At 69.6% G+C, this 14,040-nt stretch carries 11 protein-coding genes and 2 tRNA genes; 11 read left to right on the top strand and 2 right to left on the bottom strand.

The features are described from left to right. Positions 1-31: 31 nt before the first annotated feature. Genes OG975_RS16520 through OG975_RS16510 form a run of 3 tightly spaced genes read left to right on the top strand, consistent with a single transcriptional unit; the run spans position 32 to position 3,728 of the window. Positions 32-829, top strand: coding sequence for an ABC transporter ATP-binding protein (locus OG975_RS16520; protein ID WP_406329945.1), 798 nt, complete (start codon positions 32-34; stop codon positions 827-829). Next, positions 829-3,276, top strand: a complete 2,448-nt coding sequence (locus OG975_RS16515) for an ABC transporter permease (RefSeq protein WP_406329943.1) — start codon at positions 829-831, stop codon at positions 3,274-3,276. The genes OG975_RS16520 and OG975_RS16515 overlap by 1 nt, the downstream gene beginning before the upstream one ends. Next, complete coding sequence (locus tag OG975_RS16510) at positions 3,273-3,728, top strand: HD domain-containing protein (RefSeq protein ID WP_406329941.1); 456 nt, start codon at positions 3,273-3,275, stop codon at positions 3,726-3,728. Before OG975_RS16515 ends, OG975_RS16510 begins: the two co-directional genes overlap by 4 nt. 120 nt (positions 3,729-3,848) lie before the next feature. On the opposite strand, the gene OG975_RS16505 is transcribed toward OG975_RS16510, so the two are convergent. Then, on the bottom strand, positions 3,849-5,042 hold the full coding sequence (locus OG975_RS16505) for an acyltransferase family protein (protein ID WP_406329939.1): 1,194 nt from the start codon (positions 5,040-5,042) through the stop codon (positions 3,849-3,851). A gap of 624 nt (positions 5,043-5,666) precedes the next feature. On the opposite strand from OG975_RS16505, the gene OG975_RS16500 reads away from it, so the two are divergent. From OG975_RS16500 to OG975_RS16490, 3 genes are all read left to right on the top strand, one after another. Next, positions 5,667-5,861 carry a hypothetical protein gene (locus OG975_RS16500; protein WP_327428706.1) on the top strand — a complete coding sequence of 65 codons (195 nt, stop codon included), beginning with the start codon at positions 5,667-5,669 and terminating at the stop codon, positions 5,859-5,861. Between the two features lie 139 nt (positions 5,862-6,000). Next, the gene (locus OG975_RS16495; protein ID WP_406329937.1) at positions 6,001-8,130 is read left to right on the top strand and encodes a protein kinase domain-containing protein; all 2,130 of its coding nucleotides are present in this window, start codon (positions 6,001-6,003) and stop codon (positions 8,128-8,130) included. 113 nt (positions 8,131-8,243) lie between these two features. Then, entirely contained in the window at positions 8,244-8,750 is a 507-nt protein-coding gene (locus tag OG975_RS16490) for a hypothetical protein (RefSeq protein ID WP_406329935.1), read from the top strand. A 110-nt stretch (positions 8,751-8,860) separates the two neighbouring features. Here OG975_RS16490 and OG975_RS16485 read toward each other — a convergent pair. Then, a tRNA-Gly gene (locus tag OG975_RS16485) sits at positions 8,861-8,931 on the bottom strand. A 153-nt stretch (positions 8,932-9,084) separates the two neighbouring features. On the opposite strand from OG975_RS16485, the gene OG975_RS16480 reads away from it, so the two are divergent. The 5 genes from OG975_RS16480 to clpX all read left to right on the top strand — a co-directional run bounded on the left by OG975_RS16480 (position 9,085) and on the right by clpX (position 14,024). Next, positions 9,085-9,161: transfer RNA gene (locus OG975_RS16480), tRNA-Pro, on the top strand. Positions 9,162-9,351: 190 nt separating this feature from the next. Beyond that, positions 9,352-10,752, top strand: a complete 1,401-nt coding sequence (gene tig / locus OG975_RS16475; protein WP_406329933.1) for a trigger factor — start codon at positions 9,352-9,354, stop codon at positions 10,750-10,752. Positions 10,753-11,181: 429 nt separating this feature from the next. Continuing rightward, positions 11,182-11,787 (top strand): ATP-dependent Clp protease proteolytic subunit, encoded by a 606-nt coding sequence (locus OG975_RS16470; protein ID WP_327435020.1) that lies wholly within the window; start codon positions 11,182-11,184, stop codon positions 11,785-11,787. 106 nt (positions 11,788-11,893) lie between these two features. Next, positions 11,894-12,574, top strand: coding sequence for an ATP-dependent Clp protease proteolytic subunit (locus OG975_RS16465; RefSeq protein WP_330304563.1), 681 nt, complete (start codon positions 11,894-11,896; stop codon positions 12,572-12,574). A 160-nt stretch (positions 12,575-12,734) separates the two neighbouring features. Then, positions 12,735-14,024, top strand: a complete 1,290-nt coding sequence (gene clpX, locus OG975_RS16460) for an ATP-dependent Clp protease ATP-binding subunit ClpX (protein ID WP_406329932.1) — start codon at positions 12,735-12,737, stop codon at positions 14,022-14,024. Positions 14,025-14,040 lie beyond the last annotated feature (16 nt).

Genomic DNA, 14,040 nt, shown 5'->3' with positions numbered 1-14,040 from the left:
CGGACGTCACGGACGGAAGGACGCACCCACCATGGGCCTGCGAAAGAAGCGCCACGAGGACGCGCCCGCGGGCCAGGGCGGGGACTGGGCGGTCGAACTGCACGGCGTACGACGGCAGTACGGCCGCCGCGGATCAGCCGTGCACGCCCTGCGCGGCATAGACCTCGCTCTCGCCCGCGCCAGCTTCACCGCGATCATGGGCCCCTCGGGCTCCGGGAAGTCCACGTTCCTGCAGTGCGCGGCAGGACTCGACCGCCCGACCGCCGGCACCGTACGCCTCGGCGGCACAGAGATCACCGGCATGAGCGAGAACAAGCTGACCGCCCTGCGCCGCACCCGCCTCGGCTTCGTCTTCCAGGCGTTCAACCTGCTCCCGTCCCTGACGGTCGAGCAGAACGTCGTCCTCCCGATGCGGCTGGCAGGCCACCGCCCCGACCGCCGCCGCGCCACCGAGGTCCTCACCCAGGTCGGCCTCGCCGACAAGGCCCGCCGCCGCCCGGGCCAGCTCTCCGGCGGCCAGCAGCAGCGCGTCGCGATCGCCCGCGCGCTGGTCACCCGCCCGGACGTCGTGTTCGCGGACGAGCCGACCGGCGCCCTGGACACGACCACCGCCGCCGAGATCCTCGGCCTGCTCCGCCAGGCCGTCGACGGCCTCGGCTCCACCGTCGTCATGGTCACCCACGACCCGGCGGCGGCCGCCTGGGCCGACCGCGTCCTGTTCCTCGCCGACGGCTCGATCGCCGACCGCCTGGAGCGGGCCTCGGCCCAGCAGATCGCGGCCCGTATGACCTCCCTCACGACACCCTCGTACGCCGGAGCGGCAGCCTGATGCTGATGCCCAACGGTCTCGCCCGCGCCGCCGTCCGGTTCAAGCCCGCCGGTTTCGTCGGCACGTTCGTCGCGCTCGCGATGGCCGCGCTGATCGTGTCGGCCTGCGCCATCCTCCTGGAGACGGGCGTACGGGCCTCCGTGCCGCCCCAGCGGTACACCCACGCGCCCGTGGTGGCCGCCGCCGACCAGCGTGCCCATCTCGTCAGCGGCCACGGCGAGGACCGCGAGGACGAGGCCGTGCAGGTCCCGGACCGGGCCCGCCTCGACAACTCCCTGGTGGCGAAGGCCGCTTCGGTGCCCGGCGCGCGTACCGCGGTCGCCGATGTGACCTTCCCGGTGCGCACCGGCGCGCACGGCGCCCTCACCGCGCACGGATGGGGCTCCACGGTCTTCACCGGCGAAAAGCTCACCGCCGGGCGCGCCCCTGGCGCCGGTGAAGTCGTCGTCTCCCAGGGCGCGTCCGTCGGCGAGCACCTCACTCTCACCACCGCAGACGGTCCCCGCGCCTTCGTCGTCTCCGGCCGCACGGAGCGACAGTCCACCCCCACCGTCTGGTTCGCCGACTCCGATGCCGTACGTCTGTCCCCGCACCCCGGCCGGATCGACGCCATCGCCGTACTCCCCGCGGACGGCGTACGCCCCGAGACGCTCAAGTCCCAGGTCGCGCACGCCCTGGGAGAGCGCGCCGAGGTGCACACCGGCGACGACCGGGGCGCCGTCGAGGACGCCTCGCTCGCCGAGGCCAAGGACCTGCTCACCGGGCTCGGCGGCTCCTTCGGGGGTGTGGCCACCATGGTGGCCGTCTTCACCGCGGCCGGCACCGTCGCGCTCTCGGTGGGCCAGCGGTCGCGTGAGTTCGCGCTGCTGCGGGCCATCGGGACGACCCCGCGGCAGATCCGCCGCACGATTGCCACCGAGGGCCTGCTCGTCGCCCCGCTCGCGGGACTCGTCGGCTGTCTGCCCGGAATCGCCCTGGCCCGCTGGTGGTTCGGGCAGCTCCAGGACAAGGGCGCCGTCCCACGGGCGGTGAACCTGTCCGTCTCGTACATCCCCCTGCTCTCCGCCGTCGGCACCGTCCTGCTCACCGCGCTGTTCGCCGGTTACATGGCGGCCCACCGCACCTCACGCATCAAGCCGGGCCTGGCGATCGGCGAGGCCTCGGTGGAGCGGCTGCGGCCCGGCTGGGTCCGTACGCCGCTGGGTGTCGCGGCGGCGGCCGGCGGCTTCGTCTGCGCGGGCCTCTCCGCCTCGCTGACCGGCGAGGACGCGGCGAACGCCGCGCTCGGCGTGGTCACGCTCTTCATGCTCGCGGTGGCTCTGCTGGGCCCGCTGGTCGCGCGCGCCTGCGCCGCCCTGTTCGGGCTGCCGTTGCGCGGGGCCAGTGCCTCCGCCGCGCTGGCGGCCGCCAACTCCCGTACGAACGCCCGCCGTCTGGCCTCCGCGATCACCCCGATCGTGCTCGCCATGGCCTTCTCGTCCGTACTCGTCTTCATGCACACCAGCGAGGAGCGGGTCACGCGGGAGCAGCAGCGGGACGGCATCGTGGCCGACCACATCGTCACCTCGGACGCCGGTCTCGCCCCGGACTCGGTGAGCCGGGCCGCCCGCACGCCCGGAGTCACCTCCGCCGTCGGCCTGTTGAGGACGGCCGTACTCGTCCCGGTGGGCGGCTCGCTGGAGTCGGCTTCCGCGCAGGGCGTGACGGGAACGCCGAAGGACCTGGCACGCGTCCAGGACCTGGACGTCCGGCACGGCACCCTGACGCTGAAGCCCGGCGAAGTGGCGATCGACACCTTCCTCGCCGACAGCGCCCACGCCGAGGTCGGCGACCGCGTCGAGCTGAGGCTGCCCGACGGCACCAAGGTGTCCCCGACGGTGGTGGCGACGTACGGCCGCGGTCTGGGCCTGTCCCAAGTCACGCTGAACCTTGCCGACCTGGCGGCCCACGTCACCGACTCCTTCGACACGGAGATCTGGACGAAGGGCGGCACGGCGCACGCACTCGGAACACTGGGCACGGTCCTGGACCGCGGCGACTACACCACCGCCCAGTCCCTCGACCGGAAGCTCAACGCCTGGGCGAACACCGTGATGGCGGCGGTGCTCGGCGGATTCGCGGCCGTGGCCGCCGTCAACACCCTGGTGATGACGGTCCTCGACCGCCGCCAGGAACTCGGCACGCTCCGGCTGATCGGCTCCACCCGCCGCCAGGTGCTGCGCATGATCCGCTGGGAGGCCCTGCTGGTCGTCCTCGCCGGCATCGCGATCGGCACGGCCATCGCGCTCGCCACGCTCGTGCCGATGATGAAGGGGCTGACCGGGCAGGGGCCGTACATACCGCCGCTGTTGTACGGCTCGTTCGCCGGGGCGATCGTCGTGCTCGGTATGACGGCTGCGACGGTCCCGGCCCGCGCGGCGCTGCGCGGGGAGACACTGTCGGAGTGACGCAGACTCTTCTGACCCTGGCCGAAGTCGAAGCCCTCGCCCGCAAGGCGCACGCCGCCCAGACCGACAAGGCGGGGCGGCCGTACGCCGAACACCTTCAGGCCGTGGCGGAGGGCGTCCGCGAGCGCGGGGGTGACGACGAACAGATAGCGGCCGCCTGGCTGCACGACGCGGTCGAGGACGACGCGCTCTCCGAGGACTGGCTGCGCGAGGCCGCGCTGACCCCGCGTACGAAGGAGATCGTGCTGGCGCTCACCAAGCGGGAGGGGGAGCCTGCGGAGTCGTACGCGCGACGTATCCGTACGACCTCGGGCGCCCTCCTGGTGAAGGTGTCCGACCTGGCGCACAACGGCGATCCGGCCCGGCTGGCCGTTCTTGACGAGCACACGCGGGCGCGGCTGACGAAGAAGTACGCGACGATGCGCGCGCTGCTGGATCTGCCGCCCTACTGAGCCGCCTCAGCGGTAACTCTTCCTGTACTGCCTGTGCTGCCTGTACTGCGTGTACTGCCTGAGCAGCGAAGTGCGGGCCCGGAATCTCCCGGACCCGCACTTCGGCGTGGAATCAGGTGGTTACGCCCTGACCCTCTCCCGTTCCCTCTCCCGTTCCCGGGCCAGCTCCGTCGCGTCCCGCTTGAAGGCCCACTCCATCTTGGGCTCCATCGCGAAACGGAAGATCCGCTGGACGGGCCGGGTGCACAGCACGGTGACGAGGGCGGCCGCGACGAGCGTCACGAAGACCACGCCGAGCGGCTTGTGCAGCCACCCGTGGTCGAACCAGCCCCCGAACTCGGAGGCCTTGACCACGAAGCCGTGCAGCAGATAGCCGTAGAGCGTGCCCGCGCCGAGCTTCGTGAACCAGAACGTGCGCCGCGGCACCCAGGCGAAGAAGCACGCCGTGAGCAGCAGCGAGCAGCCGAGGAGTGCGAGCGTCATCACGACACCGGCCCACCACGGAGCGCCGAGGCTCTGCGCGGCCTCGCGGTGGTAGAACCACGTCGTGTTCATCCGGGGCACCGCCCAGTAGCCCACGACGAGCGCGACGGCGAAGACCGGAACCGACAGGATCCGCACCTCGCGGCGGCGCACCAGCTGGAAGTGCTCGGGCTTCATGACCAGGCCCAGGACGAAGAACGGCAGGAACTGCAGGACGCGCTGCAGGTCCAGTTCGGCGCCGATGTCGGGCGAGACGGAGGCGAGCACGGCGATGGTGAGCGCGAGCGGGAGCGGATGGCGGACCAGTTTCCACAGCGGGGTGGTCAGCCGCCAGATGAAGAGCGCGACCAGGAACCAGGTGAGGTACCAGGGGTCGAGCAGGCTGATCGGGTGGGTGGGGTCGGGGGCGGCCCACCGCTTGAACAGGGAGTACGCCGTCTCGAAGAGGACGTACGGCACGACCACGCCCGTCACCAGCCGCTTCAGCCGGTCGGGGTGCATGTCGAAACTGCGCGAGAAGTAGCCGGAGATGATGATGAAGGCCGGCATGTGGAAGGTGTACACGACGGTGTACACCGCTTCGAGGAGGCGGCTTTCGCCCTTCAGTAGCGTCCACGCGTGCCCCATGGCCACGAGCACGATCGCCAGGTACTTGGCGTTGTCGAAGAAGGCGTCGCGTTGCTTGGCGGCGGGCTTGGCGCCCGGCGCGGCGGCAGGGGTGGCCGCTCTGGGGGATTGGGGCGAGCGCGGACTCGGCACTCCCGCCGCCGGCTGCTGTACCGGGGGGAGCGGCGCTCTGTGGTGGCCGTGCGGTTGTAGCGAGTTCGTCACAGGCCCTCCCGCCAAGAACTCGGGGAGACGATCCAGGACCTCGCTGCGCATGCGGGGGACGTGGCGGCGTGGAACATCTGAGGCACCCTAGCGTTGTCTGTGCATCTTCGTAAAACCCTCGATGCCATTTCTGCTTATCGCCTGCGACTACCCAGGATTTGGAGATGTCTGCGCGCCGGTTCGCAAGTGGTTCCGCATACCGATTTGCTTACCGCATGGGGCTGTTCTGTACCCATTCATCCTGACTAAATGGTGCATAAGGCTCGCGGGCGACTCTGGCGATATGTCCGGTTCATTGGCCTTTAGTTACCCGTTTGCGGAGTCTGCGATGTGCCTGTGGCAACAATTCGAATTGCCTACGAACAGGATGTGTGGACATGGCAACGGTCCCTCTGAATTTCCGTTGCGGGGCTCGTGCGGGTGCACTCTCGAATTGCCGTGCGGAGCCCCGTGGTTGGCCCGCCCCGAGGGGGTGCGGGTGGGTCGGTGGGGCGTGTCCGTGGCCGACGATGCGTCACCCGCCGCATACGAAAGCCTGGTTGGTGGCACGATGGTTCTGGCGGGGGTGTGAGGGGCTGCACCTCCGGGCCGGGAGAGCGGACCGACCGTAGGGTGTGATCAGTTGTGGCCATTTCGCTGTCAGTGGTGCTGCTGTTGGCGATCATCCTTGTGGTGTTGATCCGAGGGGGATCGATCAAGGCGGGGCCCGCCGTTGTCGCGGTGCTCTTCGGTTTCTTCCTCGCGTCGACAGGCATGGCTCCGTCCATCCAACGGTTCCTCGACTCGATAGCGGAGACGATCAACTCGATCAGCTTCTGAGCGAGGGGGCCCTGCTCGGACGAAGTCGAGAACTCGGGGCCGGGGTAGGGGTCGGGGGAGGACGCGCCCGTCCCCGGTACTTTGACGGGCGTCACTTCGACGGGCGTCGGGGGATTCGGAAACGGGGGAGCGTACGGGGATGGCGCTGCGCGAATCGGACCCGTCGGAGGTGGGCGGTTACCGCATCGAGGACCGCCTCGGCTCCGGCGGCATGGGCGTCGTCTATCTCGCCCGCTCCGCCTCCGGACGCCGCCTCGCGATCAAGGTCGTGCACGGGCAGTACGCCGACGACGACGAGTTCCGTACCCGCTTCAGCCGTGAGGTGGCCGCCGCCCGGCAGGTGAGCGGCGCCTTCACCGCCCCCGTCGTGGACGCGGACGCCGACGCGCCGCGCCCCTGGATGGCCACGCTCTACATACCGGGCAAGAACCTCGGCACGCACGTACGCGACCACGGCCCGCTGCCCCCCGACCGGCTGCGCGAGCTCGCCGCGGGCCTCGCGGAGGCCCTCCGTGACATCCACCGTGCCGGAGTGGTCCACCGGGATCTGAAACCGGCCAACGTGATGCTCGCCGACGACGGCCCCCGCGTCATCGACTTCGGCATCTCACGCGCCGCCGAGTTCGGCGTCGCCGACGCGCTCACCCAGACCGGGCGCGTGATGGGCACCCCGCCCTTCATGTCCCCCGAGCAGTTCTCCTCCCCGCACGAGGTGGGCCCGGCCGCCGACATCTTCTCCCTCGGCGCGGTCGTCGCGTACGCCGCCACCGGACGCGGCCCCTTCGACAGCCCCAGCCCCTGGGAGACGGCCACCCGCGTCGTCGAGGGAACCCCCGAACTCGACGGCATACCCAGCGAGTTGCTCCCCTTCGCCGAACTCTGCCTGGAGAAGCACCCCAAGTCCCGCCCCACCCCGGACGAACTCCTCACCCTCCTGCGCGACGGCACCCGCCCTGGCCCGCGCCCCGCCCCGGACGACACCCCGGGCCCGCCGACCAGGCTCTACCGTCCCCGCTTCAAGCGCCGCCGCCGGCTCGTCATCGCCTCCTCCGTGGGAGCCCTGCTGCTCGCCGTCACCGCCTCGGCCGCGGTCGTACGGATGACAGGCGGCGGCTCGGTCCGCAGCGACCTGCCGCCGGGCTGGCGCGAGTGGCACGCGGCGGCGAAGGCGTCCGACGGCGCAGGCGGAGCCTTCACCAGCTGCGGCGCCACCGGTACGTCACTGGTGTGCGCCGGGGACGACGTCAAGGCGGCCCGCTTCTCCCTCGCCACCGGCAAGCACGCCTGGTCCCGGCCCGTCGACTCCACGCCGGACGACAGCGGCAGCGACGAGGGCTCGGTCCTCGGCGCCCGAGCCGGCCGCGTGTTCGTCTACGCCAACGACGAGACGGAGAAGACCAGCGACAACACCTTCACGACCGTGGCCCACTACTCGGTCCAGTCGGTGAACGCCACCACCGGGCAGGTGATCTGGAAGACCCGCGTCGCCGACGGCGAGAACGCCCTCGCCCCCGACCTGGAGGACGGCGGAGCCCGGGCCATCCCCGAGGGGGTCGTCGCCCGTGTGGGCGACGACGCGCTGTCGTACGCCCTGCTGGACGCGGACGACGGCAAGGTCCGCTGGAAGCGGCCGATGCCCAAGGGGCAGACCTGCGCCGTGGGGTCCGCCGCGCACCGCGCCTACCTCGTCTGCCAGCCCGACGAGATGAACACCACCAGCGTGTCCGCCCTCGACCCGGCCACCGGAAAGCCCCGCTGGACCGCCACCGCCCAGGGCGCGCTCGACCTCCTGGGCCAGGACCACGGCCGTCTGATCCTCGCCGAGCCGACCCCCGAGACGTCCTACCGCGCGATCACAACCGTGGACACCACCACCCACCGGCTTCTGCGCGTACCGCTCGCGCGCACCCAGCCTGCCGACGCGGACGTCCACCTCGCACACGGCACCCTCTACTTCACCCTCGGCAACGGCAGCGTCCGCGCCGTCTCGCCCCGCACCGGCCACCAGTCCTGGGAGAGCAACTCGACGGTGGAGTTCCCGGGCCCGCCCCTCGCCTCCGCCACCCACGTCTACATCGCGTCCCCCAGCGGCCGCCTCGCCGCCCTGGACGTCCGCACGGGCACAGTCGACGCCACCCGCCCCGGCCGCAACGACGCCGGCCCCACCAACATGGCGGACTCCGGCGCCCCCCTGCTCCTGACCGGCGACGCCCTGTACGTCCCGTACGGAATCCGCTCCGTCTACACCGTGGACGTACGCCACCTGTAAAGGCTGTCGATGTCCGTCAGCGCCTGTCGGCGTAGGTACACCTCGGACAGCCGGTGCACGACCCGAGGCCTGCCGCCCGTGCGGAGCGTGGTCCGCTCGGCGACCCTGGAGGCATGAACAGCGCAAGCGCCGAGCCTGCCTCGGAGACCCCGACGGCCCGTGTCGATTACACCGGCGCTGTCTACGGGTCGCTGCTTGCCGCCTCCGTGGTGGTCGGCGCCGGAACGCTCGGCTCGTTTCCGAAGCTGGAACTCATTCTGCTGCTGCTGTGCACAGCTGTGGTGTTCTGGGCCGCGCACGTCTTCTCCCGCCTTTTCGGGGCCCGAATGGTGCACCACCTGAGCTGGAGCGAGATCGGCCGCGCGTGCGCGGAGGAGCGCCCGATCGTCGGGGCGGCCGTCCCACCGGCCTGTGCCGTGGCCATCAGCCCACTCTTCGGACTGGACGCTCAAGGGACGGCATGGCTGGCACTCGTGGTCGCTCTGGTCGGACAGGTCGGCTGGGGGACCCTGGCCGCCAGCCGCGCCGGCGCCTCCCGCGGCCTGATGCTGCTCGCCGCTGTGATCAACCTTCTCCTCGGGCTGATCATCGTGGTCCTCAAGGTCGCGGTTCAGCACTGAGGTCCCGCGTGGGGACACACCGGCGTGGTCACGGGCTCGGACATTACGGCCGGACATGACGGAGGGCCAGGCGAAGGAAACATCCTCCGGCCCGGCCCTCGGCCTTACAGAGCGGGCGACGGGAATCGAACCCGCGTAGCTAGTTTGGAAGACTAGGGCTCTACCATTGAGCTACGCCCGCAACAGGTCGCGCCGCAGGTCAGTGACCGCGGCACAGAAGGCATCGTAGCGGGTTGTGCCCCCTCATCGCACACCCCGTTTCCCCGCCGCACGGACGCTCGGGAAATGCGGCAGTCGCACTGCCTGCGGGCATGTACCCTACGTGTCGCACCGACGGGGTGTGGCGCAGCTTGGTAGCGCGTCCGCTTTGGGAGCGGAAGGCCGTGGGTTCAAATCCCGCCACCCCGACCATCAGTCCGACCATCAGTGAAGATCGCCTTTTGGGGCGCGTACCGGCTGCGGTTACTATGCAAGCTGCGCGCCCGTGTGTCTGCACTGTTACGACGTCTCTCAAGGGCCGCGAATCTTGCCGAAGGACTGTCCGACCGGACAGAGCACCTTGGCAGAACCCCAAGAAGTCAGCCCCCAAGGAGACCGAACCGTGAAGAGCGCCGTGGAGACCCTGAACCCGACCCGGGTTCGGCTCAGCATTGAGGTGCCCTTCGAGGAGCTCAAGGACAGCCTCGACGCGGCGTACAAGAAGATCAACCAGCAGGTCACGGTGAAGGGCTTCCGGAAGGGCAAGATCCCGGCGCGCGTCATCGACCAGCGGTTCGGTCGCGGTGCCGTGCTCGAAGAGGCCGTCAACGACGCGCTCCCGAAGTTCTACACCGAAGCGGTCAACGAGGCCGAGCTGAACGTCCTCGGCCAGCCCGAGGTCGACATCACCGAACTGAAGGACGGCGAGACGCTGAACTTCACCGCTGAGGTCGACGTCCGCCCGACCATCGAGATCCCGGACTACTCCGGCATCGAGGTCGAGGTCGACGCCATCGAGGTCAGCGAAGAGGACGTCGAGAAGGCCGTCACCGAGCTGCGCGAGCGCTTCGCTTCGACCTCCCCGGTCGAGCGCGCCGCCCAGGACGGCGACGTCGTCACCCTCGACCTGGAGGCCAAGGTCGACGGCGAGGTGCTGGAGGACGGCATCGCGTCCGGCGTCTCCTACACCATCGGCTCCGGCGAGCTGCTCGACGGCATCGACGAGGCCGTCAAGGGCCTGGAGGCCGGTGGCGAGGCCACCTTCGCCTCCGAGCTCAAGGGCGGCTCCGCGGCCGGCAAGGAGGCCGAGGTCGCCGTCAAGGTCACCCAGGTCGCCGCGCGCGAACTCCCCGAGCTGGACGACGACTTCGCGCAGCTCGCCTCCGAGTTCGACACCCTCGACGAGCTCAAGGCGGACAGCCGCAAGCGCCTCGAGAACATGAAGCAGTACGACCAGGCCACGCAGGCTCAGGAGCGCGTCCTGGAGAAGCTGCTGGAGCTCGTCGAGGTGCCCGTCCCCGAGAAGCTGCTCGAGGACGAGATCAACACCCGCAAGCACAACCTTGAGCACCACCAGCTCGGCCAGATGGGCCTCGACCTCGCGAAGTACCTGGAGATCCAGGGCAAGACCGAGGAAGAGTTCGACGCCGAGACCAAGGAAGCCGCGGTCAAGGGCATCAAGACGCAGTTCGTCCTGGACGAGCTCGTCAACAAGGAGAAGCTGAACGTCAACCAGGAGGAGCTCACCGAGCACCTCATGCGGCGCGCGGCCTCCTCCGGCATGTCCCCCGACCAGTTCGCCCAGGCCGTCGTCGAGGGCGGCCAGGTCCCGATGCTCGTCGGCGAGGTCGCCCGCGGCAAGGCCCTCGCGGTCGTCGTCGAGGCCGCCACGGTCAAGGACACCAACGGCGAGATCGTCGACCTGGACGACGAGGACGAGACGGAGGCCGCCACCGAGGTCGCCGCCGACGTCACCGACGGTGAGGCCGCCGAGGTCTCCGACGAGGAGTCCACTGAGGCGTAAGCCTGCGGCGCTTCAGCAGCTGTACGACGGGCCCCCGGGACATGTGTCCCGGGGGCCCGTCGCGTCGTTAGGGGCGCGGGGAACTGCGCGCTCAGCCCCCCACATGCCGCACACGCGTCTGCCACGCCCGGTGCGTCGGCGGGTGCGGCTTGTAGTGGGTTGCTCGCGCAGTTCCCCGCGCCCCCAACGGCGCGGGGCGCCGCCAAACCCCCTGCACAGCCCAGCGGAGCGCATGCGCTCACAGCGAACAGTTCCTTCTCCGGGATTCCCCGGAGGGGCCCGCGCGTTAGGGTCCATGAATACGAGGGCAGGGGAGTCCCCGAACGCCGCCGGGAGGCGGCACGGAACCCGGGGTCCCAGGCCCCTGCAGAAGACGTGAGACGGCCCGGCGCCGTCGTAAGACGAGCAGGTGGATACGTGACGAATCTGATGCCCACAGCTGCCGGCGAGCCTATCGGTGGTGGTCTCGGTGACCAGGTCTACAACCGGCTGCTCGGCGAGCGAATCATCTTCCTCGGCCAGGCGGTCGACGACGACATCGCCAACAAGATCACCGCGCAGCTGCTGCTCCTTGCCTCCGACCCGGACAAGGACATCTACCTCTACATCAACAGCCCCGGCGGCTCGATCACGGCCGGCATGGCGATCTACGACACCATGCAGTACATCAAGAACGACGTGGTGACCATCGCCATGGGCATGGCGGCCTCGATGGGCCAGTTCCTGCTCAGCGCCGGCACCCCCGGCAAGCGCTTCGCGCTGCCGAACGCCGAGATCCTGATCCACCAGCCCTCCGCCGGCCTCGCGGGCTCCGCGTCGGACATCAAGATCCACGCCGAGCGGCTGCTGCACACCAAGAAGCGCATGGCGGAGCTGACCTCCTTCCACACGGGCCAGACCGTGGAGCAGATCACCAAGGACTCCGACCGCGACCGCTGGTTCGACCCGATCGAGGCCAAGGAGTACGGCCTCATCGACGACATCATGCCCACCGCTGCCGGTATGCCGGGCGGCGGCGGCACCGGGGCGGCGTAAGCCCCTCAGCGCCCCCAGGGCGGCGCCGGGCCCCTCCGGGCCACCGGGTCCCTCCAGCGCCCCCAGCCGACCGCTCAGCCCTTTTTCAGGCTCTTCAGGAGACACAGTGAACGACTTCCCCGGCAGCGGCCTCTACGCCCGCACGCAGGCCGAGTACACCGGTCCTCGCGCGGAGTCCCGCTACGTCATCCCGCGCTTCGTCGAGCGCACCTCGCAGGGCGTGCGTGAGTACGACCCGTACGCGAAGCTCTTCGAGGAGCGCGTGATCTTCCTCGGCGTGCAGATCGACGACGCTTCCGCCAACGACGTCATGGCGCAGCTGCTGTGCCTGGAGTCGATGGACCCCGACCGTGACATCTCGGTCTACATCAACAGCCCCGGTGGCTCCTTCACGGCACTCACTGCGATTTACGACACGATGCAGTTCGTGAAGCCGGACATTCAGACGGTCTGCATGGGCCAGGCCGCCTCGGCCGCCGCGATCCTGCTGGCCGCCGGTACGCCGGGCAAGCGCATGGCGCTTCCGAACGCCCGCGTGCTGATCCACCAGCCCTACAGCGAGACCGGCCGCGGCCAGGTCTCGGACCTCGAAATCGCCGCGAACGAGATCCTCCGGATGCGTGCGCAGCTGGAAGACATGCTGGCCAAGCACTCGACCACGCCGATCGAGAAGATCCGCGAGGACATCGAGCGCGACAAGATCCTCACGGCTGAGGACGCGCTGGCGTACGGCCTGATCGACCAGATCATCTCTACCCGCAAGATGAACAACTCGTCCGTCGTCTGACGTACCGCTGTAGCATCTGCCGCTCCTTGGCGTGGTTCACGACAAAGTGAACCGCGCCAAGGGGGGCCCGAACGGGGGGCTCGGCAAGGTACCGTCGGACATAAGGCAGCACCAGGAGTCGCTGGACCTAGGCGTCTCCCAGGCGAAGGGGAAGCACACCGTGGCACGCATCGGTGACGGCGGCGATCTGCTCAAGTGCTCGTTCTGTGGCAAGAGCCAGAAGCAGGTCAAGAAGCTCATCGCAGGCCCCGGTGTGTACATCTGCGACGAGTGCATCGATCTCTGCAACGAGATCATCGAGGAAGAACTCGCGGAGACGAGCGAGGTGCGCTGGGAGGAACTTCCCAAGCCCCGCGAGATCTACGAGTTCCTCGAGGGGTACGTGGTCGGCCAGGAGCCGGCCAAGAAGGCGCTCTCGGTCGCGGTGTACAACCACTACAAGCGGGTCCAGGCCGGTGAGAACAGCACGGGTCAAAACCGCGACGACGCCATCGAGTTGGCGAAGTCCAACATTCTGCTGCTCGGCCCCACGGGCTCGGGCAAGACGCTCCTGGCCCAGACGCTGGCCCGCATGCTCAACGTCCCGTTCGCCATCGCCGACGCGACGGCGCTGACGGAGGCGGGCTATGTCGGCGAGGACGTCGAGAACATCCTGCTCAAGCTCATCCAGGCGGCGGACTACGACGTCAAGAAGGCCGAGACCGGGATCATCTACATCGACGAGATCGACAAGGTCGCCCGCAAGAGCGAGAACCCGTCGATCACGCGCGATGTGTCCGGCGAGGGCGTCCAGCAGGCCCTGCTGAAGATCCTGGAAGGCACGACGGCCTCGGTCCCGCCCCAGGGCGGCCGCAAGCACCCGCACCAGGAGTTCATCCAGATCGACACGACGAACGTCCTGTTCATCGTGGGCGGCGCCTTCTCGGGCCTGGAGAAGCTCATCGAGTCCCGCGCCGGCGCGAAGGGCATCGGCTTCGGTGCGACGATCCGCTCGAAGCGGGAGCTGCAGTCCAAGGACCAGTTCGAGGACGTCATGCCCGAGGACCTGGTCAAGTTCGGCATGATCCCCGAGTTCATCGGCCGTCTCCCGGTCATCACGTCGGTCCACAACCTGGACCGCGAGGCCCTGCTCCAGATCCTGATCGAGCCGCGCAACGCCCTGGTGAAGCAGTACCAGCGCCTCTTCGAACTCGACGGCGTGGAACTCGACTTCGAGCGCGAAGCGCTGGAGGCCATCGCCGACCAGGCCATCCTCCGCCAGACCGGAGCGCGAGGCCTGCGCGCCATCATGGAGGAAGTCCTCATGTCCGTGATGTACGAGGTCCCGTCCCGCAAGGACGTCGCCCGCGTCGTCATCACGGCGGACGTGGTCCACTCGAACGTGAACCCGACGCTGATTCCGCGGGATGCGCGCAACGGCCGCGGTCCGGGCGAGCAGAAGACGGCCTGAGCATCTCAGCGCCGAC

Source organism: Streptomyces sp. NBC_00203 (assembly GCF_045206325.1).
GTDB lineage: Bacteria > Actinomycetota > Actinomycetes > Streptomycetales > Streptomycetaceae > Streptomyces > Streptomyces lutosisoli.
This window is presented reverse-complemented; position numbering and strand designations above follow the sequence as displayed.

Bases quoted from the DNA above. Each gene is read 5' to 3' on its own strand.
- OG975_RS16520 (WP_406329945.1), top strand. From the start codon at position 32: ATGGGCCTGCGAAAGAAGCGCCACGAGGACGCGCCCGCGGGCCAGGGC.
- OG975_RS16515 (WP_406329943.1), top strand. From the start codon at position 829: ATGCTGATGCCCAACGGTCTCGCCCGCGCCGCCGTCCGGTTCAAGCCC.
- OG975_RS16495 (WP_406329937.1), top strand. From the start codon at position 6,001: ATGGCGCTGCGCGAATCGGACCCGTCGGAGGTGGGCGGTTACCGCATC.
- OG975_RS16490 (WP_406329935.1), top strand. From the start codon at position 8,244: ATGAACAGCGCAAGCGCCGAGCCTGCCTCGGAGACCCCGACGGCCCGT.
- OG975_RS16470 (WP_327435020.1), top strand. From the start codon at position 11,182: ATGCCCACAGCTGCCGGCGAGCCTATCGGTGGTGGTCTCGGTGACCAG.